The organism is Pseudomonas sp. BCRC 81390 (genome assembly GCF_030341915.1).
Lineage (GTDB): Bacteria > Pseudomonadota > Gammaproteobacteria > Pseudomonadales > Pseudomonadaceae > Aquipseudomonas.
In genome coordinates this window covers 653954-672385 of the sequence record NZ_JATAAG010000066.1, presented here as the reverse complement: position 1 = coordinate 672385, position 18432 = coordinate 653954, and the positions used below count along the sequence as shown (strand labels likewise).

At 57.5% G+C, this 18432-nt stretch carries 17 protein-coding genes, 1 tRNA gene and 2 pseudogenes; 12 read left to right on the top strand and 8 right to left on the bottom strand.

The window, feature by feature from the left end:
- The first annotated feature begins 78 nt into the window (after positions 1-78).
- The 8 genes from QSV36_RS19725 (at position 79) to ychF (ending at position 6874) form a co-directional block, all read left to right on the top strand.
- Positions 79-1800: a tetratricopeptide repeat protein gene (locus QSV36_RS19725; RefSeq protein WP_289133825.1), complete on the top strand. Its 1722-nt coding sequence runs from the start codon at positions 79-81 to the stop codon at positions 1798-1800.
- Positions 1801-1804: 4 nt separating this feature from the next.
- The gene (lolB, locus tag QSV36_RS19720; protein WP_170028250.1) at positions 1805-2422 is read left to right on the top strand and encodes a lipoprotein insertase outer membrane protein LolB; all 618 of its coding nucleotides are present in this window, start codon (positions 1805-1807) and stop codon (positions 2420-2422) included.
- Between the two features lie 3 nt (positions 2423-2425).
- Complete coding sequence (gene ispE, locus QSV36_RS19715) at positions 2426-3286, top strand: 4-(cytidine 5'-diphospho)-2-C-methyl-D-erythritol kinase (RefSeq protein ID WP_289133824.1); 861 nt, start codon at positions 2426-2428, stop codon at positions 3284-3286.
- A gap of 20 nt (positions 3287-3306) precedes the next feature.
- Positions 3307-3381 (top strand) — tRNA-Gln (locus tag QSV36_RS19710).
- A 47-nt stretch (positions 3382-3428) separates the two neighbouring features.
- Positions 3429-4370 carry a ribose-phosphate pyrophosphokinase gene (locus tag QSV36_RS19705; protein ID WP_003247410.1) on the top strand — a complete coding sequence of 314 codons (942 nt, stop codon included), beginning with the start codon at positions 3429-3431 and terminating at the stop codon, positions 4368-4370.
- A 121-nt stretch (positions 4371-4491) separates the two neighbouring features.
- The gene (locus tag QSV36_RS19700; RefSeq protein WP_013970896.1) at positions 4492-5085 is read left to right on the top strand and encodes a 50S ribosomal protein L25/general stress protein Ctc; all 594 of its coding nucleotides are present in this window, start codon (positions 4492-4494) and stop codon (positions 5083-5085) included.
- Between the two features lie 79 nt (positions 5086-5164).
- Complete coding sequence (gene pth / locus QSV36_RS19695) at positions 5165-5749, top strand: aminoacyl-tRNA hydrolase (RefSeq protein ID WP_051095896.1); 585 nt, start codon at positions 5165-5167, stop codon at positions 5747-5749.
- Between the two features lie 24 nt (positions 5750-5773).
- Positions 5774-6874 carry a redox-regulated ATPase YchF gene (gene ychF / locus QSV36_RS19690; protein WP_170028247.1) on the top strand — a complete coding sequence of 367 codons (1101 nt, stop codon included), beginning with the start codon at positions 5774-5776 and terminating at the stop codon, positions 6872-6874.
- A 730-nt stretch (positions 6875-7604) separates the two neighbouring features.
- On the opposite strand, the gene rclC is transcribed toward ychF, so the two are convergent.
- Positions 7605-8204: a reactive chlorine resistance membrane protein RclC gene (gene rclC, locus QSV36_RS19680; protein ID WP_289133823.1), complete on the bottom strand. Its 600-nt coding sequence runs from the start codon at positions 8202-8204 to the stop codon at positions 7605-7607.
- A 173-nt stretch (positions 8205-8377) separates the two neighbouring features.
- On the opposite strand from rclC, the gene QSV36_RS19675 reads away from it, so the two are divergent.
- On the top strand, positions 8378-9325 hold the full coding sequence (locus QSV36_RS19675) for an AraC family transcriptional regulator (RefSeq protein WP_289133822.1): 948 nt from the start codon (positions 8378-8380) through the stop codon (positions 9323-9325).
- Between the two features lie 50 nt (positions 9326-9375).
- On the opposite strand, the gene QSV36_RS19670 is transcribed toward QSV36_RS19675, so the two are convergent.
- Positions 9376-9636 (bottom strand): DUF2790 domain-containing protein, encoded by a 261-nt coding sequence (locus QSV36_RS19670; RefSeq protein ID WP_289133821.1) that lies wholly within the window; start codon positions 9634-9636, stop codon positions 9376-9378.
- A gap of 278 nt (positions 9637-9914) precedes the next feature.
- Between QSV36_RS19670 and QSV36_RS19665 the strand changes: the two are divergent.
- A pseudogene (locus QSV36_RS19665) lies at positions 9915-10729 on the top strand (alpha/beta fold hydrolase).
- 40 nt (positions 10730-10769) lie between these two features.
- Here the strand turns inward: QSV36_RS19665 and QSV36_RS19660 are convergent.
- From QSV36_RS19660 to QSV36_RS19640, 5 genes and pseudogenes are all read right to left on the bottom strand, one after another.
- Positions 10770-12275, bottom strand: a complete 1506-nt coding sequence (locus QSV36_RS19660) for a DHA2 family efflux MFS transporter permease subunit (RefSeq protein ID WP_289134238.1) — start codon at positions 12273-12275, stop codon at positions 10770-10772.
- A gap of 53 nt (positions 12276-12328) precedes the next feature.
- Positions 12329-13477, bottom strand: a complete 1149-nt coding sequence (locus tag QSV36_RS19655; RefSeq protein WP_289133820.1) for an HlyD family secretion protein — start codon at positions 13475-13477, stop codon at positions 12329-12331.
- Entirely contained in the window at positions 13474-14022 is a 549-nt protein-coding gene (locus tag QSV36_RS19650; RefSeq protein ID WP_289133819.1) for a winged helix-turn-helix transcriptional regulator, read from the bottom strand. Before QSV36_RS19650 ends, QSV36_RS19655 begins: the two co-directional genes overlap by 4 nt.
- A 165-nt stretch (positions 14023-14187) precedes the next feature.
- Positions 14188-14655 (bottom strand): annotated as a pseudogene (locus QSV36_RS19645) (GlcG/HbpS family heme-binding protein).
- A gap of 58 nt (positions 14656-14713) precedes the next feature.
- Entirely contained in the window at positions 14714-16264 is a 1551-nt protein-coding gene (locus QSV36_RS19640; protein ID WP_502945725.1) for an MFS transporter, read from the bottom strand.
- Positions 16265-16515: 251 nt separating this feature from the next.
- On the opposite strand from QSV36_RS19640, the gene QSV36_RS19635 reads away from it, so the two are divergent.
- Positions 16516-16866: a putative quinol monooxygenase gene (locus QSV36_RS19635; RefSeq protein ID WP_289133817.1), complete on the top strand. Its 351-nt coding sequence runs from the start codon at positions 16516-16518 to the stop codon at positions 16864-16866.
- Between the two features lie 68 nt (positions 16867-16934).
- Positions 16935-17795 (top strand): LysR family transcriptional regulator, encoded by an 861-nt coding sequence (locus QSV36_RS19630; RefSeq protein ID WP_289133816.1) that lies wholly within the window; start codon positions 16935-16937, stop codon positions 17793-17795.
- A 22-nt stretch (positions 17796-17817) separates the two neighbouring features.
- On the opposite strand, the gene QSV36_RS19625 is transcribed toward QSV36_RS19630, so the two are convergent.
- Positions 17818-18321 (bottom strand): Lrp/AsnC family transcriptional regulator, encoded by a 504-nt coding sequence (locus tag QSV36_RS19625; protein ID WP_054883843.1) that lies wholly within the window; start codon positions 18319-18321, stop codon positions 17818-17820.
- Between the last annotated feature and the right edge of the window lie 111 nt (positions 18322-18432).

The following is an 18432-nucleotide window of genomic DNA, read 5'->3' as shown; positions in this document are numbered from 1 at the left end:
CATACCTTCGCAGGTGGGTTTGCCCCCGCGCTTGTGTCATCATGCTCCGACCGCCGGTGAGTCTTTCTAAAGCCTTTTATGAACAAACCATACGCATTGCTGCTTGCCTTCGCCCTGCTCCAGGGCTGCCAGAGCCTGGCCCCCCAAAAGGCCGAGCCTCCCACTGCCGAGGCCGCCAAGCGCGAGGCGGAAAAGCCCGTGGTGTATGGCTCGTTCAAGCAGGAAACACTCTATAGCCTGCTGGTGGCGGAGCTGGCAGGCCAGCGCAACCGCTTCGACATCGCCCTGGCCAACTACACCGACCAAGCCGCAAAAACCCAGGACCCCGCAGTTTCCGAGCGCGCCTACCGCATTGCCGAATACCTCGGCGCCGACGAACCGGCCCTGGACAACGCGCTGGTCTGGGCCCGCAACGACCCGCAGAACCTTGACGCCCAACGCGCCGCCGCTATCCAGCTGGCCCGCGCCGGCCGCTATGACGAGTCCATGGCGTACATGGAAAAGGTCCTGCAAGGCCAGGGCGACACCCATTTCGACTTCCTCGCCCTGTCCGCGGCAGAAACCGACCAGAGCACCCGCGACGGTCTGTTGCAAAGCTTCGAGCGGCTGCTGGTCAAGTACCCGCAGAACAGCCAACTGGTGTTCGGCAAGGCCCTGCTGCTGAACCAGGATGGCAAGGCCGAAGAAGCCCTAGAGCTGCTCGAGTCGCACCCGCCGCAAAACGGCGAGGTCGCCCCCGTTTTACTCCGCGCCCGCCTGCTGCAGGCCTTGGACCGCGGCCCGGAGGCCCTGCCACTGCTGCGCGGGGCTATTCGCGACAACCCGGATGACAAACGCCTGCGCCTGACCTACGCCCGCACACTGGTCGAACAGGACCGCATCGCCGATGCCAAGGGCGAATTTCTCAGCCTGGTGCAGCAATACCCCGACGACGACGAACTGCGCTATTCGCTGGCCCTGGTATGCCTGGAAAACAAAGACTGGGATGAAGCCGAGGGCTACCTGCAGGAGCTGATCGAGCGCGACAGCAATGTCGACGCCGCGCACCTGAACCTGGGCCGCATCCGCGAGGAACGCCACGACCCAGCCGGCGCCCTGCGTGAATACGCCCTGGTCGGCCCCGGCCCCGACTACCTGCCGGCGCAACTGCGCCAGGCTGACATCCTGATTGCCAACGGCCGCGGCAGCGAAGCCTCGCGCCTGCTCGCCGAGGCCCGCGAAGCGCAGCCGGACTACGCCATCCAGCTGTACCTGATCGAGTCGGAAAGCTACAGCAACAACAACAAGGACACCCAGGCCAGCCAGGTCCTGCAGCAAGCCATCCAGCGCTACCCGGACGACCTCAACCTGCTGTACACCCGCGCCATGCTGGCGGAAAAGCGTGACGACCTGCCGCAGATGGAAAAGGACCTGCGCGCGATCATCGCCCGCGAGCCGGAAAATGCCATGGCCCTGAATGCCCTCGGTTATACCCTGGCCGATCGCACCACCCGCTACAGCGAAGCCAAGGCGCTGATCGACAAGGCCCACCAGCTGACCCCGGACGACCCGGCCATACTCGACAGCCTGGGCTGGGTCAACTACCGCCTGGGCAACCTCGACGAGGCTGAGTCGTACCTGCGCCGGGCTTTCGCCAGCTTCCCCGACCATGAAGTGGCCGCCCACCTGGGCGAAGTACTGTGGGCCAACGGCAAGCGCCGCGAAGCCCGCCAGGTCTGGGCCAAGGGCTTCGATGCCCAAGCCGACAGCCCCATCCTGCGCAAGACCCTCCTGCGCCTGACCGGATCCGAGACTCTTTAACGCCATGTTCCTGCGCCATTGCATTACCTTCACCCTGATCGCCCTGCTGGCCGGCTGTGCCGGCTTCGGTAGCCGCGAGGCCCTGGAGGGCCACGGCAACCCGCAGCAGTGGCGTGCCCATAAAGAGCAGTTGAGCAGCCTCGATGGCTGGCAGATCAACGGCAAGGTCGGCATCCGTGCCCCGCGTGATTCCGGCAGCGGCACGCTGTTCTGGCTGCAACGCCAGGATTACTACGACATTCGCCTGGCCGGCCCGTTGGGCCGTGGCGCCGCGCGCCTGACCGGCCGCCCCGGCGGCGTGGTGCTGGAAGTGGCCAACCAGGGCCGCTACGAGGCCAGCAGCCCCGAGGCACTGCTGGAAGAGCAGTTGGGCTGGCAACTGCCGGTCTCGCACCTGGTCTGGTGGGTCCGCGGCCTGCCCGCCCCCGACAGCAAAAGCAAACTGACCCTGGACGGCGACAGCCGCCTGGCCAGCCTCGACCAGGATGGCTGGCAGGTGCAGTACCTGAGCTACACCGAACAGAACGGCTACTGGCTGCCCGAACGCCTGAAGCTGCACGGCAAGGACCTCGACGTTACCCTGGTGGTCAAGGACTGGCAGCCGCGCCAGCTGGGGCACTGACACATGCGCACGCTCACCCTGCCCGCCCCGGCCAAGCTCAACCTGTGGCTGCATATCATCGGCCGCCGCGCTGACGGCTACCACGAGCTGGAAACCGTGTTCCAGTTTCTCGACCACGCCGACGAGCTGCGTTTCACCGTGCGTGACGACGGCGTGATCCGCCTGCACACCGAGATCGAGGCAGTACCGCACGACAGCAACCTGATCGTCCGTGCCGCGCGCATGCTGCAGGCACAATCCGGCACGACACTGGGCGCCGACATCTGGCTGACCAAGGTATTGCCCATGGGCGGCGGCATCGGCGGTGGCAGCTCGGATGCCGCCACCACCCTGCTGGCCCTCGCCCACCTGTGGCAACTGGGCTGGGACGAAGACCGCCTGGCCGCCCTGGGCCTGAGCCTGGGTGCCGATGTACCGGTGTTTGTGCGCGGCCATGCTGCCTTCGCCCAGGGCGTGGGCGAACAACTGACCCCGGTCGACCCGGTCGAGCCCTGGTATGTCGTGCTGGTGCCGCAAGTGTCTGTCAGCACAGCAGAAATTTTTTCACATCCGCAGTTGACACGTGATTCACTGCCCCTTAAGATGCGCCCCGTTCCCGAGGGAAACAGTCGAAATGACTGCCAACCGGTGGTAGAGCAGAGTTACCCGGAAGTTCGCAATGCGTTGAATTCTTTGGGCAAATTCACTGAAGCTCGGCTAACCGGAACTGGAAGTTGTGTGTTTGGGGCCTTCCCAAGCAAAGCCGAAGCTGATAAAGTTCTGGCCCTTCTTTCAGCGACCCAAACAGGGTTTGTGGCGAAAGGAAGCAATATTTCGATGTTGCATCGCAAGCTGCAAAGTCTGATCAAGAAGTCGAGCGCATAAGCGTTCGCAGCAACAGATACAGGGGCGTCGCCAAGCGGTAAGGCAGCAGGTTTTGATCCTGCCATGCGTTGGTTCGAATCCAGCCGCCCCTGCCATTTTCCTTATACTCATCCAGGTTACCCTCAGCCTCCAGGTACTGCGCGTGTCCAAGATGATGGTCTTTACGGGGAATGCCAACCCCGATCTGGCTCGGCGTGTAGTACGTCAGCTGCATATCCCTCTCGGTGACGTCTCTGTCGGTAAATTCTCCGACGGCGAGATTAGCACTGAGATCAATGAAAACGTTCGTGGTAAAGACGTTTTCATTATTCAGCCGACCTGTGCCCCGACCAACGATAACCTGATGGAACTGGTAGTGATGGCCGACGCCTTCCGCCGCTCCTCAGCATCCCGAATCACCGCCGTGATTCCTTACTTCGGATACGCCCGCCAGGACCGCCGTCCGCGTTCGGCACGTGTAGCCATCAGCGCCAAAGTCGTCGCTGACATGCTCACTGTCGTCGGTATCGACCGTGTACTCACCGTCGACCTGCACGCTGACCAGATCCAGGGTTTCTTTGATATCCCGGTCGACAACATCTACGGCTCGCCCGTACTGGTCGACGATATCGAAGACCAGCGTTTCGAGAACCTGATGATCGTTTCCCCGGACATCGGTGGTGTCGTGCGCGCACGTGCCGTCGCCAAGTCCCTGGGTGTCGACCTGGGTATCATCGACAAACGCCGCGAGAAGGCTAACCACTCCGAAGTGATGCACATCATCGGCGACGTCGAAGGGCGCACCTGCATCCTGGTAGACGACATGGTCGACACCGCCGGCACCCTGTGCCACGCGGCCAAGGCCCTGAAAGAGCACGGCGCTGCCAAGGTTTACGCCTACTGCACGCACCCTGTCCTGTCGGGCCGCGCGATCGAGAACATCGAGAAGTCGGTACTGGACGAGCTGGTGGTGACCAACACCGTTCCGCTGTCCGCCGCTGCTCAAGCCTGTGACCGTATCCGCCAGCTGGATATCGCACCGGTTGTGGCTGAAGCGGTACGCCGCATCAGCAACGAAGAATCGATCAGCGCGATGTTCCGCTAAGCGGAACACACGCTGACGAAAAGCGCCCCGCCCCAACACTGGTTGTTGGGGCGGGGCTTTTTTGCCATCCCCGTTGGCGCTGGTCGCAAACGCCCTCGGGGGGCTATTTTGGAGAAACAAAATGACCGAATTCACCCTGAACGCCCAAGCGCGTACTGACCTGGGGAAAGGTGCGAGCCGCCGCCTGCGTCACTCCGCGAACATCCCAGCCGTTGTCTACGGTGGTAACCAGGACGCTCAGTCCCTGACCATCCTGGCCAAGGAAATCACCAAGCTGTTCGAAAACGAGGCTGCCTTCAGCCACGTTCTGGAACTGAACGTCGACGGCGCCAAGCAGAACGTCGTGGTCAAGGCCCTGCAGCGTCACCCGGCCAAAGGCTTCATCATGCACGCCGACTTCGTTCGCGTCGTTGCTGGCCAGAAACTGACCGCCAAGGTACCGGTTCACTTCATCAACGAAGAAGCCCCGGTCAAGAAAGGCGGCGAGATCTCCCACGTAGAAGCCGAGATCGAAGTTTCCTGCGAAGCCAAGGACCTGCCTGAGTTCATCGAAGTCGACCTGGCCAACGCTGAAATCGGCACCATCATCCACCTGTCGGACCTGAAAGCTCCGAAAGGCGTAGAGTTCGTTGCTCTGGCCCACGGTGATGACAAGGCTGTTGCCAACGTTCACGCTCCACGCGTTGCTCCAGAAGCAGAAGGCGCTGCCGAGTAATCCACTCGCGCGCCGGCGTTGATCGGGTTACAGTGCCGCGCGCACTGTAACCCACCAACTCCAAGGAAGAGCCCCTGACGTGACCGCCATCCAGTTGATCGTCGGCCTGGGTAACCCCGGCCCCGAATACGAACAGACCCGGCATAACGCAGGGGCTCTTTTCGTTGAACGCATTGCCAGCGCCCAGCGCGTCTCGTTGACCGCTGACCGCAAATATTTCGGCCTGACGGCTAAGTTCAGCCATCAGGGCAACGACGTTCGCTTGCTCATCCCCACCACCTACATGAACCGCAGCGGCCAGGCCGTGGCGGCCTTGGCCAATTTCTTCCGCATCAAGCCGGAAGCGATCCTGGTGGCGCATGACGAACTCGACCTGCCTCCGGGCGTCGCCAAGCTCAAGCGCGGCGGTGGCCATGGTGGGCACAACGGCCTGCGCGACATCATCGCGCAGCTCGGCAACCAGAACGACTTCCACCGCCTGCGGCTTGGCATCGGCCACCCGGGTGACGCCAAACTGGTCTCCAACTTCGTCCTGGGCCGCGCGCCGCGCGCCGAGCAGGAGAAGCTCGACGCCAGCATCGATTTTGCCCTCGGCGTGCTGCCGGACGTGCTTGCCGGCGACTTCGCCAAGGCGATGCGCGAGCTGCACAGCCAGAAGGCCTGATTTCCTTTAGAGAGGGGAATACCCATGGGTTTCAATTGCGGCATCGTCGGCCTGCCCAACGTCGGCAAGTCCACCCTGTTCAACGCCCTGACCAAGTCTGGCATCGCGGCGGAGAACTTCCCTTTCTGCACCATCGAGCCAAACAGCGGCATCGTGCCGATGCCCGATGCGCGTCTGAATGCGCTGGCTGAAATCGTCAAGCCCAACCGCATCCTGCCAACCACCATGGAATTCGTCGACATCGCCGGCCTGGTGGCCGGTGCGTCGAAGGGCGAAGGCCTGGGCAACAAGTTCCTCGCCAACATCCGCGAGACCGACGCCATTGCCCACGTGGTGCGCTGCTTCGAAGACGAGAACGTGATCCACGTTTCCAACAGCGTCGACCCCAAGCGTGACATCGAGATCATCGACCTCGAGCTGATTTTCGCCGACCTCGACAGCTGCGAGAAGCAGCTACAGAAGGTTGCCCGTAACGCCAAGGGCGGCGACAAGGACGCCCTGGCACAGAAGGCCATTCTCGAACAGCTGATCCCGCACTTCACCGAAGGCAAGCCAGCGCGCAGCCTGATGAAGAACATGAGCGCCGAAGACAAGGCGGTCATTCGCGGCTTCCACCTGCTGACCAGCAAGCCGGTGATGTACATCGCCAACGTGGCCGAAGACGGCTTCGAGAACAACCCGCACCTGGACGTGGTCAAGGCCATCGCCGAGGAAGAAGGCGCGGTCGTGGTACCGGTGTGCAACAAGATCGAAGCGGAAATCGCCGAGCTGGAAGACGGTGAAGAGAAGGACATGTTCCTCGAGGCCCTGGGCCTGGAAGAGCCTGGCCTGAACCGTGTGATCCGCGCCGGTTACGAACTGCTGAACCTGCAAACCTACTTCACTGCCGGCGTGCAGGAAGTACGCGCCTGGACCGTGCGCGTCGGTGCCACCGCGCCGCAGGCGGCCGGGGTTATCCACACCGACTTCGAAAAAGGCTTCATCCGCGCTGAAGTGGTGGCCTATGACGACTTCATCCAGTTCAAGGGTGAAAGCGGTGCCAAGGAAGCCGGTAAATGGCGCCTGGAAGGCAAGGACTACATCGTCAAGGATGGCGACGTGATGCACTTCCGCTTCAACGTATAGTGAGCGCTCATTGACAACCAACCATCATGAGCCAAGCTATGGACACGATGGTTGGCTGTCAATCTGTAAAGTGCTAGTTCGAGCTCATCTCGGGCTGCTCTTCAGAGGGGGCTCACATGGCTTATCTGGAGTACGTTCACCTTTCTCGTCTCCTCCACCACCTCCTGTGGTCCCTCCACCTTTGCCCCGCATCTACGCCTACCTGACATCAAACGCCTACCGCAAATTTTCTGGGATACAGGTGCGAGCTGGTCAGAGGTAAATCTGTGGGCTTTAGACAAAATCCAGACTCAGCATCGAGATGTTGAAACGGTAAACGCTCCACTTAAATACCTCCACGCCTATGCCTCTTACCCTAGAATGGCGCAGTGACTTTCTAAACGACTTCCATGGCCAACCATTGATCCGCCCCGGCTACGCCTACAGCAAAGCGGAGGTGCTGCTGACGGATTTGCGCCAGCGTGGGGAGTTCATAGGCGACCTATTCGCGGCCTCACCTGGCGCTGATCAGCTGATAGCTGTAGTCGACCGCATCAGCGCCCGCGAGGGCAGAGGAACAGTGCGGTTCGGTCGCATCCCCGCCGCCCTTGAGTGGGCAATGGGCTGCGAAGCGGCCCCGGATACAGATGTCTGTATTGGGTCGAAAGCAGCCGGCCACAACTGACCGCAATCGACCCGGGGATACACTTTTGCCTCGACCGCGCATAGCGCTAGCTCGGGGGCGGGAGGGCTACCTATCCGCTCTGATATTCTCCGAATTGACTAGGCTGGTGCCATCAACTATCTGCTTAGCAGAATCAGCAATCATTAACACGCTTCCTGCCAGCATCAACACATCCTTCAAGACCAGCCGTCCAGCTCCAGAAAGGTATGGGAACCCGAATTGAGCATCTCCTAGATTCGCCACCCACGCTTCAGGCGTTGTGATCAGGAACGACAGCGTCACGATGGGTGTGAGGAAAGCGAGCACAGCTCCCGCGAGTCCTAGCTTCGGTGAGATGAGATAAGCCAATACCAACAGCCCTATGCTGATCTCGACCACGCCCAGTCCATTGGAGAAGGCATAGGTATGGTTTGCAACTTGCCAAGCACGCTGCGCCAGATCGAGCTGGCCTTCATGCGTGAAGTGCTCCCGATAGGCCTCTGGATGTGCGTAGAGGAACGAGAAGAATGGGCTGTTTGCCACAAATGGAGTGATGCTGTCAGCCTCGTAGGGCACGAATTTCAACGCACCAATCCACAGGAAAACAATGGCCACGCCGAAGCGTACGAGATGAATTCCAAGCTTATCCAGGCGGCTTGCAGTGACCAGCAGTTGATAGGGACTCATGATGGGATTCCTTGTGGTTTCAAGATGAGTCCATCCTAAGAAGATGCCGCCTCGCGCTTTTGCCGGATACGCTCCGCCTTTTTGCCAATCGTCTCAAATCATCGCCTCTGGCGACTGCGCTTTCCCTTGGGTTGGTTTAAATTGCGCCCGGATAGCCTTCTGAAGAGATGACCATGACGACGTTGGACAAACTCATCACGCTTGCCGATGTGCGCGGCAGCATGGATATGCGTTGCCATTTTGCGGGACGTTGGTCGATTGACCATCAGCCGGATGAGCTCGGTACTGCTCGCTACCACATCGTCCTCTCAGGCCGCTGCCAATTACGCTTGCCTGACCACAGCCTTATTGAGCTGAACGCAGGCGACATCCTGTTGCTCCCACACGGAACCGACCACTTGCTTCAAAGTGATTTAGGTGTCGATCAGACAAATCGTCCTGTAATCGTTCGCGAGGGGCTTTTACCTACGCATCGGTTACAAGGCGAAGGCGAGCCCTTGGATTTGCTATGCGGCAGGTTTCTCTACCAGCCAGGTTCATCACTTTTTGAAGCGCTTCCTGAGTACATCCATGTCAGCTTGAGTTCGACACAGACCGCTGCAGCGCTCTCTGCAATGATTGGGTTGATTCGTAGCGAAGCCGAAGCCAACCATCACGGAGCTCGTTCCATAGTCGATGCCCTCACCACCGCTCTGTTCACAATGGTTCTACGGTCATGGCTGGATACCAGCCCTCCTGTTGAAAGTAGCATTGGTCTTCTGGCCGACCGCCGTCTTTCCAAGGTATGGCATGCGTTGTTAGAGGATCCCTCAGATGCCTGGACCGTTGAGCGCATGGCAGAAATGGCCAACATGTCGCGAGCCAGCTTTATGAGGGCCTTTACGCGCATAGCAGGTTGTCCGCCAGGTACCTTACTGGTCCGAATCAGGATGGAAATTGCCTGTTTGCTGTTGGCAAAGACGGACTCTGGTTTGAGCGATATCGCTTTGGAGGTGGGTTACCAAACGCAGGCGTCATTCAGCAAAGTATTCAAGGATGTTCTGGGACAGACACCAGGACAATATCGGCGAGAGCGAAAGCTGGGTGAAGTGGAGGCTAGGATGGCCAAGGATGTGGGTTGACTTCGCGGTGGGCCCGGCGCATTGCGCCGAGCCAGTCACCAAATCGTATATCAGCTATCTTGATGCGTTTCAGCGACGCGTTTGTAGTAAAGGTCGTGCTCTACCCCCCTGTGATCACGGTACACCAGCTTCACCGTTTCCAGCGCTTGTGAAGGTTCGGACGGAACCACAACGTCTTGCGAGATAACTTTATCCACGTCAATCACGTCACCGTATTGGTACTGGTGAGCGTCCGCGTCGGAGTTATTGTCCTGTGCCACCGCGAAAGCGGCCGGGGTTACTAAGGCGAGTGCAACAATGAATTTTTTCATGATCATCTCCAATTTGCATTGAGCGGCTTATCGCTCATTTGGTGGCGGGATCTATTCGATTCCCTTGATGACCATGCTATTGGCAAAGGTGCAGGAGCTCTTTCGCTTTCGGCTCAGGTTCTTGTCCAATCATCTCAGCTACGTCAGCACACCGCTTTGTCGATAATCCAACCTACCGGGTGTCTGAAAACATGACCATTTTTTGTCATTTTTGGATCAGGATATGAGCGGCACGATGTCGGCTCTTTTTGACGCAGTTAAATTGAGACTACCTAGCCATGCATAGACGATTCATTGAAGTAGACGGTGCCAAGATGAGCTACGTTGACCTAGGCCAAGGTTTTCCGGTCGTGCTCGGCCATAGCTTTCTCTGGTCTGCTGACATGTGGCGGCCACAGGTCGAGGCTCTTTCCCAACATTTTGGGTGATCGTCCCGGAGCTCTGGGGACACGGCTACTCGGACGCTCCTCCTACTCAAACAGTAGACATGAGCTCTTTGGTTCGTCAGCACGTCGCCCTGCTTGATGCCCTAGATATCGAACAATGTCACCTTGTTGGCTTGTCAGTCGGTGGCATGTGGGGCGCTCAGTTGGCCCTTGAAAATCCCGAGCGCGTCGACCGCCTGGTGATGGATACCTTTCTTGGTGCAGAGCCCGAAGAAACTCGATTGAAATACTTCGGATTGCTGGATGCTGCCAGTGCGGCGGGTGTCTTTCCCGACTCCTTGCTAGATGTTGTTTTACCGCTCTTCTTCCACGCAGGCGGAGAGACGGTGCCGGATGTTCGCGAGGATTTTCGGGCATCCCTGAGGGCCAGCAGCGCCGAGCGCATTCGCGATAGCCTTGATCCAATGGGACGAGTAATTTTCGGACGGCCAGATCTTCTATCGGCAATTGCCAACCTGGCGAGCGATCGAACGATCGTCCTTTGTGGCGATCAAGACATACCTCGTCCGCCAGAAGAATCAAATCTCATGGCGCGCATCATCAGTTGCTTAGCAGCACAAATACCTGGCGCCGGCCACATCTCCAGCCTGGAGAATCCACAAGTAGTCACTGATTTTCTCCTCAACTGGCTGCCGACCAAGCATTAAGCCGCTAGGGCTGCTATGCAGCCCTTTACCGACCTGCGTTTCAATGATCTGCTGACGGTTGAGTTGGTGGGGCGATTTTGCGCATCAGTGGTACGAGAGCGACCGCGACAATGAAGCAAAACATGATTGCCAAGAACGCGTCGGCGTATGACATCGTTTGGGCTTCACGCCATGTCAGCGCCCAGAGCTGGTGCAGTACGTACGGGTTGGCATCAAAGCTGTTCTGGCCATAAGCCTGGGCATTTTCCTGAAGCTGTTCCAGCCAGATGTTCAAGTTTTCATTGCGTACGTTCAGGTGCTCCGCAAGACGCAGGACGTGAAGATTCGTACGGTCGTTGAGAATGGTAGCGCAGGCCGCAATGCCAATTGCGCCTCCCAGATTTCTCATCAGATTGAATAGTCCTGCGGCGAGCTTAAGCCGTGCGGGGGGCAGCGCTCCAAGCGTCAACGTTACGGTGGGCGGCACGGTCATTTGCTGAGCGAAGCCGCGAATGGCTTGCGGTAGCATTAGTTCCTTCGCCCCCCAATCGTGAGTGATGGGTGAGAAGTCCCACATTGATATGGCGAAAAGCGCGAGCCCCAGCATCATTACCCAACGAAGGTCAATTCGATTAGCCAGGAAGGCGTACACGGGGATAGCCAGTAGCTGAAACACGCCTGTGGAAAAAATTGCCAGTCCGATATCCAGCGCACCATAACCGCGGACCCGTCCAAGGAACAAAGGGGTCAGATAGACCGTAGCGAAAATCCCTATCCCTGTGATGAAGGAGAACAAGCACCCCAAAGCGAAGTTGCGATCCCGTAGCGCTCGCAGGTCAACGATTGGAGCCTGGATTGTCAGGCAACGCCACACAAACAAGGCACCGCTGATGCAAGCAATCCAAGACGTTAACAGAATGGTGCGATCACTAAACCAATTCCATCGCGCGCCTTCTTCGAGCGTGTACTCGAGGCATCCGAGGAACAGTGCCATCAACACAATTCCCACATAATCGGCGCCTTTCAACAAGCTTGGATTGGGGCGGTCCACATTGACCAGCAACGGAACGGCGATGGTGACGAAGATGCCCGGAAGCAAATTTAGGTAGAAGAGCCAATGCCACGAGAGGGCGTCGGTAATCCAGCCTCCCACCGCAGGCCCGAGCGTGGGAGCCAATGATGCCACCGCTCCAATCACTGAGGCGGCGATCACCCGCTGCTTCCCTGTGAAGTAAATGAACGCCGTGGTGAATACCAGCGGGATCATCGAACCGCCCAAAAAACCTTGCAGGGCTCTAAAAACGATCATGCTTTGGATGTCCCAAGCCAGAGCGCACAAAAGGCTGGTAATCGTGAAACCGGCGGCCGAGGCGGCGAACAGCCACCGTGTGCTCATCACTTGAGACAACCACCCTGACAGCGGGATGACGATGATCTCCGCGATCAGGTAAGCCGTCTGTAACCACGCCGTGTCATCCGCACCTGCCGATAGGCCTCCGCCAATATCCTTGAGCGAGGCCGAGACTATCTGGATGTCAATCAAGGCAATGAACATACCTACGCACATGCACGCAAAGGCGGCGACCTTTTGTGGCGTGCTTAACGCTGGCAGCCCGCTGCTCACAGGGAGCCTACTGATTCGCGTCCGGAATCAGCCGCCGTAGGTGCGAATTTGTTGGCATTGGTGTCGACTTCGGTTATCACCGACAAACCGGGACGGAGTACACCGAACTCTGCATCGCTATCCTGAAGAAGAATTCTTACCGGTACACGTTGAACGATTTTGGTGAAGTTGCCAGTCGCGTTTTCTGGTGGAAGGATGCTGAACTGCGCCCCAGTGGCGGGTGCAATGCTTTCAATACGTCCATGGAACACTCGCCCAGGTAAAATATCGGCTTGGATACGTGCCGGCTGTCCCACGCGCAAGCTTGAGAGCTGATCTTCCTTGAAATTGGCATCCACCCACAAACCTCGGGCAGGTACCACCGATACCACCTGGCTGCCGGCTGCGGCATAGGCCCCCACTTTGGCCCTGCGATTGCCGATGTAACCATCTACAGGCGAGCGTAATTCGGTGTAGCCAACATCCAGTTGGGCCTGCTCGCGGGCCGCCTCAGCCTGTACCAGAGCAGCTCTGGCCTGCTCACGTTGGGTCTCGATGACAATGAGTTGCTGCTGCGCAGCCACTACGCCAGCTGCGGCATGGTTCTGCTCGGCCTGGGCTGTCTTCCAGATGGCATCAGCATGCTGAGCATTCTCCAGTGAAACCGCATGGCTGTTCAGCAGGACTTGAGCCCGGGCTTTGTCCTGCAGAGCTCGTTCAGTTTCCGCCTGGCGCGCCTGAAGCTGCGCCTTGGCTTGGCTGATCAATGAGTGCTGGAGCTGTTCCGTGGCATTCAAATTGGCCAGGCTGGCACGCTGTGCTGCAACTGCACCGTCGGCCTTTGCCAGTGCAGCTCTGAAATCACTGGCATCGATACGCGCCAGCAGATCGCCGGCTTTGACGAATTGGTTGTCCGCCACAGCTACGTCCTTGATGTAGCCCGGTACCTTTGCACTGATCACTGTCACGTCCGCGCCGACGTAGGCATCGTCCGTGCTTTGAAGGAAGCGGCCTATCGTCCACCAATGGAACAAGTACGCTATTGCTACAGCAATGACAAACAGCAAGGCGGCCAGCTTAAGCAGCTTTTTGCTGAGTTTTGGTCTCACGCGAGTGGGGGCCGCGGCCTGCGCGCTCTCGATAGGGGAATCGACGGAAGCGTTCATTGCTGTTCGCTCCTGGTCGAGTTTGGTTGCGGGAAAGGGCTGACCCAAAGCTTCTCGTGTCGATAACCTTCACCGGCCTCCACGCGCCAATGAGTCAAGGGATCTGCATCCGGCGCGATATGCAGACGGTGGTCCTCCACGGTTATCGACTTACCCGTGTTGCTGTCCATCAACGTCAGAGCGACAGGCTCGCCAGTTTCTACATCGGCGAGATAGACCTTTTTCGAACCCTCGGCATGTTTGGCACCCCACATCATCAAGGTCAGGATTACCGGGCGAAGATCGCGCCCCGCTTCCGTTAGAAGGTACTCAAAGCGGGGTGGATTGTTTTGATAAGGCCGGCGCTCCATCAAGCCCGCGGCGACCAGATCGTTCAGTCGTCGGGTTAGCGTGTTGCTGGCAATTCCCAGGCTGTGCTGGAACTCGTCGAAGCGACGCAATCCGTAAAACGCGTCCCTGAGCACCAACAGGCTCCAACCATCGCCGATGAGTTCGAGTGCGCGTGCCACTGGGCATGGCATCGACTGGAAGCTGGCTTTTTTCATGTTTCGCCCCGAGCGTGACCGGATGGATGAAATCACTATTTCACTGTAGCTTTCATTATGCAAGTCACTTTGATTGAAATGTGAGCCGGCTTTCGTGCCTCTGGGCTTAGGAACCTGCGACTACAGCGGCACAGAGCCGCTTTCGCCCGTAGGGAACGCCAATTTTCACTGCTCTAGAGCGGCCATGGCGATTCTGATGTCATGCTCAGGCGTGTCGCCGCTAACGCCGATAGCACCCACGACGACTCCATTGGATTTAACGGGTAGACCCCCCTTCATCATGACGAAACCTGAGGTGATCGCTGCCGCCCGGCCGCTATTCACACTGGTTTCCAAGTCATCTGAAGAGCGCCTGAAGATTGCCGCTGTCTTTGCCTTTCCTTGGGCCAGTTCTATCCCGGCTACTACTGGTGCACCATCCATTCTTGCGGCGAGGATCGGCCATCCACCGTCGTCAACGATTGCGATGGAACACGGCCATCCATGCTAGGCGGCATAGGCCTGGGCCGCAGCAGATAGCTGCTTGGCTTCCGCTAAGCTAAGAGTCGGTTTTGTAGAAGGGGCTGTGGTCGGTTCTGCAAGCACGCCGAAAGCTGCAAGAGCTGCAGCAACCACGGTCAGTCTCCGGAACATTTTTGATAGGCCTTTTGCTCTTGGTCGAGGATTCATCTGTCGGAGCAGATGATTGGAATCAGTGGTTAGGTTTCATGTTCAGAGTTGGCATGGCGCCAGACTTTGGTAGCGGCCGGCGTAGGTAGATGCCAACGATCAACGCAGCAAACATTCCCAGAACTCCGGCCACGAATAGCATCTGGGAAAAGCCTTGCATGAAAGCAAGTTCAGCAGCGCCGCGGACAACTGCCTTGGATGCTTCCGGGATGGTTTCCAAGGCACTGTGCAGATCACCCGCTGCGGTGCTCAACGCAAGCCTTTCTGCTTCAAAGGACAGTTGAGGGGCTATCGTTCTGAGCGAGTCATGGAGTGCATCCCTCGTGAACACTACGAGCAGTGCGCCATAGACCCCAATGGCAAGACTGATGGCCGAGAATCGCATTGTTGTGCTCATGCCTGAACCCATGCCTAGGCGGTCTGGAGGGATACAAGCCATAATGTTTTTCTGAGTGTCGCCGTTCAACAACCCAGCACCGGCACCAAGAACCGTGCTTGCCATCGCGAAGAGCAGATAGCTACCAGAGGTGGCTACCATGGCGCAAAGAACGTTACCCAGGCCCACCAGCAGCAGGCCTATGCTCATGATCGTGGCGGGGTGAATGTTCTTCGGCAAATAGGCACCTACCCGCGGCATCAGGAACATGGCCAGAGCAAATGGAAGCATCCCGAGACCCGAGTTTATGGCCGAAAATCCTAGGCCAGCCTGCAGGTAAAATGGCAGGAGGGTCATCATGACTTGCGCGCACGCGGCATACGAAAACATGCCCAGCAGCGCAGCGTTAAACCGGGCGTGCTTCATCAGGTCGAAGTCGACCATGGGGCGTGGATGACGCTTCTCGAACATTACGAACAGCACCATCAGCAGTAGCCCCGCAGCCAAGCGCAGGGTAGTTGCTGTTGATTGCCACCCCGCGTGGTTGGCTTCAATGAGGCCCCACATGATGCAAGCCAAGGAGGCGCTGAACAGCAAGGCTCCGACTGGATCAAGTCGGGACGCCTGTTTGTTGCCAGACTCTGGGATCAGGCGATGCACTGCACACATGAGCAACAAGCTCACCGGAACGTTCAGCCAGAAAATCCATCGCCATCCAATCGTGGTGGTGATAAGTCCACCAAGGAGCGGAGCGCTAGTAATGACGATCCCCATTGTGGTTCCCCAAAATGCCCAGGCTTTGGCACGAGCTGGTTCGTTGGGAAAGCAATGGCCGATGCTTGCCAGTGCAGACGTTAGGAGTAGGGCTGCTCCTACACCATTGAAAGCGCGGGCTACATCCAGGAGCAACAATGTCGGAGCAGCTGCACAGGCAGCCGATGCCGCGGCGAAAAATGTCAGACCAATCTGAAGCGTTCGTTTTCGACCGAACCTGTCGGCCAGGCTTCCTGCAGGCAGCAAAAGAGCTGCGAAGTTCAGTAAGTACGCGCTTACCACCCACTCAATATCGGTTAGGGTGGCATTCAGCTCGCGAGCAATGGTCGGTAAGCTCACTGCGACAATGTTCGTGTCGAGGATGATAAGCGCACAAACCGCGGATGCCGTTGCGAGGATCAAGCCTGGATGTTTGTAGGTCAGTTCGCTAGCCAATTTTCGCATTCCTGGAGTGGCGGCCCTCGATTTTATCTTGCAGTAATCGATCAAGATCGATCATCCATGAACGATTTCGTTAGCTAAAAACTAACGTGCCTGTGATGGTTGTGCGCCGGCCCGCGCTAGAGCGGTTTCCGGGACTTTCGTCAGTTTGTTGAAACTGTTTCACTATCCTTTGGGTTTTACGTACCAATGGAAGTGATCAAGCTAGGGCATCAACCATCTGAGTGCTCGCCATGACCAGTACGATTACCGTTGTAGCGCATATCACCGCAGATCCATCATCAGTAGCAGAGGTTCACAGCGCCCTGCTAACAGCTGTCGACGCGACGCAGTCAGAGCACGGATGTCTTCATTATCGTCTGTTTGAAAACATGGACACTCAAGGCCACTGGACCATGCTTGAGCTGTGGGAAAATGATGATGCGCTGACTCAACATACACTCGGCGAGGCGTTTAAAGACTTGAGCGCAGCTATCGATGGCAAAGCGAGTGTTCAGGTTTTCCGCTTGGCTCCAGCTGCTTCTACTGTACAGGTAGAGTCTGTTGTAAACCCAAACTTCTGGCTGGGGAACGGTTTGCCATGAGCTTTAAGCTAACGTAATGACTAAGTTTGGTTTCGAACTTGTTCGGTTTTTAGGCGAGACACAAAGTAGTGGAAATCAGACATTTTAAGTATTTTTTGGCGGTCGCTGAAGCCAATCATTTTACTAGGGCCGCATTTCGCCTGAATATTGCCGTCCCGACGTTGAGTCGACAGATCAAGGAAATGGAGGAAGAGCTAGGGGTTCAACTTTTCGTTCGAGCACAGCGTCAAGCAACTTTAACCGAAGCGGGTAAAGCATTGCTTACAGAGGCGCGTGATGTTGTCTATCGATTTGATATCGCTCAAGAACAAGCTCAACGCGCCGGGCGGGGTGAAAATGGGCATATTGAAATAGGTTATGTTGCCTCGGCAGTGTTCAACGGAGCATTGCAGAGGCATACGACAACGTTCAAGAAGGCCTTCCCGGGTGTGCAGTTGTCCCTGCGCGAATATCCTATGGTAGAGCTCCCTCGGCTAGTGGCGGAGGGGCGTATTGATCTCGCCTACGTGCGTGCGCCCATGGTACTTCCGGCTGAGTTGAAGGTCGCGCATCTAGATGAAGAAGGTTATGTCCTTGCGTTACCTTACTCGCATCCGCTCAACTCTCGTCATTGCATCGATCCTGGTGATCTGGGGGATGAGTTGTTCATACTGCCAGAGCAGGTCTCTGGGACAATCACAGCCGGCAGTTTGGGCGGGTTCGTCCCCAAGCTTGGGCCCCAGCCAGGGAGCTTAGTCGCGGTATTGGCTCTGGTAGCACTGGGCCAGGGTGTCTCCATCGTGCCGAAATCGGCAGCGGCCGCCGTGAGCCTACCTGGTGTTACCTTCCGACCCGTCAATGGTTTGGAGGAAGTGTCTTGGCTAGGCTTGGTGAGCAGGCGGCACGAGCAAGCTCAGCCAATCAGAAACTTCCTTTCACTCCTCAGTTGAGGAGTGAAGTTAATGATGACTATCAGCTGTTGCCTCCCGAAGCGCGCCCTCTCAAATGATTCGTGGGCAGCGCAGTCGTATATTTAACTTGGCTAAGTGCGAAACTTGACTTGATGCTTGCCACAACGGGTATCGTGGTTAAGCAGTCAAGCAGTAGTGCCTGATACTTTGTCAGGTCTTCGCTTACCACTCTCAACATGAAATCCGCCTCGCCGCTCATCAAATAGCACTCCATCACCTCTGGGCGCTCCCTGATTGCGTTAGTAAATACTTCTAGAGACTGCTTGTCCTGGAGCTTGAGCGAAACGTGTACAAACACGTTTATTGCAAGGCCGAGCGCTGCGGGATCAACTAGCGTTACGGCGCCTCGTAAGACCCCACTTTCCTTCATCTCCGATACTCGCCGCCAGCATGGCGAAGTTGAAAGCCCTACAATGTCAGCCAGTTCGGCATTGCTCAACTCGGCATTTTCTTGGAGTGCATCAAGGATACGCAGGCTAGCGTCATCGAGCTTCGAGCGGCTCATGGTAAATTTTTCCTCTGCATGAGAGCTTTTCAATGAAATGTACCGGTATTTCTACTTCTGAGGAAGAGATAGGTACGTTTTTTCGCTTCCCCAAAAATATCATGGTGCTAC